This is a genomic window from Mesorhizobium sp. M7A.F.Ca.CA.002.05.1.1 (assembly GCF_003998335.1).
In the GTDB taxonomy this organism is placed as follows: Bacteria; Pseudomonadota; Alphaproteobacteria; order Rhizobiales; family Rhizobiaceae; genus Mesorhizobium.
In genome coordinates this window covers 1-1,750 of the sequence record NZ_RZQI01001093.1, presented here as the reverse complement: position 1 = coordinate 1,750, position 1,750 = coordinate 1, and the positions used below count along the sequence as shown (strand labels likewise).

Below are 1,750 nucleotides of genomic sequence, written 5' to 3'. Positions count from 1 at the left end.
GCTTGTCGGATTGGCGGTGCCGCAAGGCGAAGCGCCGCTGCCGACCGGAGCGCATGGCATCAAACGGAGCGACGGCAGATTGCGCAGCCAAGGCTTTGTCACCTCGAGCTACCACAGCCCGACGCTCGGCCGCCCGGTTGCGCTTGGCCTGATCGAGCGCGGTGCGACGCGGCATGGCGAGACGATAGACATCCAGCATCTCGGCAAGATCAGCAAGGCGACGATTACCGCCCCTTGCGCCTTCGACCCGGCAGGAGACCGGCTGCATGCGTGATCTCGCGGAAAAATGGTCCATTACTCCGGACTGGCAGAGCGCAGTCATCGCCACGCCGGATCTTGCGATACGAGCCGTCCTCGACCTCAACCAGTTGATGGTCAGCGGCGACCTCGACGCGTGGACACGGGCTTCCAGCATCGGCGGGACTGGCGTGGGTGCCTTTGGTATCGCACAGGGCGACCGCTACGCGGCGCGGCTGGCGCGCGACCGGTTGCTCGTCGTATCGAAGAGCCCGCTCGCCATCGCCACGGGCTGGCATGCAGACGGGTTCGCGGTGACGGCGATCAGCGCTGGGTTGCAAATATTCGAGGCCGAGGGCATGGCGCTCGACGCTTTCATCGCGCGTGGAACGACGCTCGATCCCGCGAAGCCAAGTGCCAGTGCAGCACTTTCCTTCGCCGGCATCAGCGCCGTCGTCTATCGTCTTGACGGCAAGCTGCGCATCCATGTCGACCGCGGTCTTGCCACTTATCTCTGGACATGGATGGAAACGGCCGCCAGCAACATCGCGACCGGATCAACCGACTAGCCGACGGCAGTGCGATCCGGTCAGAGCGTGAACGACCCGAACAGGCAGGCCAGCGTTGCGGCGGCAAAGACCACGAAGAACAGGCTGCGCAGCAGCACGTTGCGGCGCAGCTCGTTCATGACGAAGTGACAACCGACGACCGCCGCGGCAAACAGGAACCGCCAGTTCAGCAGCGCCCACACGGCGCTGCCCTGCCCAAACGCCCATCTGGCGACCAGACAGCCGACGATGGTCGCAAACAGCGCGATCACGGTCCAGAAAAGGGCGTCGGCGGCATGGGTCAGGACGATGCCGGCCGCCCTGATCGGCAGGATCATCATCAGCATCGCGCTGAAGAAATAGACAGCGGCAATCGGGATGAACACGCCGGCGTCGGCAATGCCGTCAAGGCGCCTGACGCCGATCGCGCCATAGGGATAGCCGTGCCTGGCCACAGCCAGGCTCAACGCCATGAGCAAGGCGGTCAGCACGGCGACCAGTGCGAAGGATGTGAGGGCTTTGCTCATGACGTTCCTGTCCCAGACGAATCAGACAGGAACGTTTTTAGCGGGCGGTCGTAAATTGCGGGTAAGCGAGGGCGCTGCCCTCGCCTGTTTCGATCGCAATCTGGTGACAAAGCCTATTCGGCGGCGATCCTGCCGGCCGAGCGGTTGGCCAGCACGAAGCCGACCTCGTCAACCGCCTGCGCCACACGCTTCAGGATCGCCTCGGAGCGCAGTACGCCGTCGGTGAAATCCTTGTCGGTGGCGTAGACGGCGGTGGGCAGCGCAAAGGCCTCGAAGAAGCCGAACAGCGGCCGCAGCTGATGCTCGACGATCAAGGCATGGCGCTCGCCACCGCCGGTCGCCGTCAGCACGATGGGCTTTCCCCGCAATGCCGCCGGATCGATCAGGTCGAAGAAATGCTTGAAAAGGCCGGTATAGCTGCCCTTGTAGGTCGGCGAG

4 protein-coding genes are annotated in these 1,750 nt (G+C 64.3%); 2 read left to right on the top strand and 2 right to left on the bottom strand.

What is annotated here, in order from left to right:
- Both EN939_RS32850 and EN939_RS32845 read left to right on the top strand, forming a co-directional pair.
- Window positions 1–274 (top strand): glycine cleavage T C-terminal barrel domain-containing protein (locus tag EN939_RS32850; RefSeq protein ID WP_206528409.1); only part of this gene is annotated, 274 nt, incomplete at its 5' end.
- Window positions 267–806, top strand: coding sequence for a hypothetical protein (locus EN939_RS32845; RefSeq protein ID WP_127271658.1), 540 nt, complete (start codon window positions 267–269; stop codon window positions 804–806). The genes EN939_RS32850 and EN939_RS32845, both read left to right, overlap by 8 nt.
- Before the next feature lie 20 nt (window positions 807–826).
- On the opposite strand, the gene EN939_RS32840 is transcribed toward EN939_RS32845, so the two are convergent.
- Window positions 827–1,312 carry a hypothetical protein gene (locus tag EN939_RS32840; RefSeq protein WP_127271656.1) on the bottom strand — a complete coding sequence of 162 codons (486 nt, stop codon included), beginning with the start codon at window positions 1,310–1,312 and terminating at the stop codon, window positions 827–829.
- Between the two features lie 113 nt (window positions 1,313–1,425).
- A partial coding sequence (locus tag EN939_RS32835; RefSeq protein WP_206528408.1) for an NAD(P)H-dependent oxidoreductase occupies window positions 1,426–1,750 on the bottom strand: 325 nt, incomplete at its 5' end.

Bases quoted from the DNA above. Each gene is read 5' to 3' on its own strand.
- EN939_RS32845 (WP_127271658.1), top strand. From the start codon at position 267: ATGCGTGATCTCGCGGAAAAATGGTCCATTACTCCGGACTGGCAGAGC.
- EN939_RS32840 (WP_127271656.1), bottom strand. From the start codon at position 1,312: ATGAGCAAAGCCCTCACATCCTTCGCACTGGTCGCCGTGCTGACCGCC.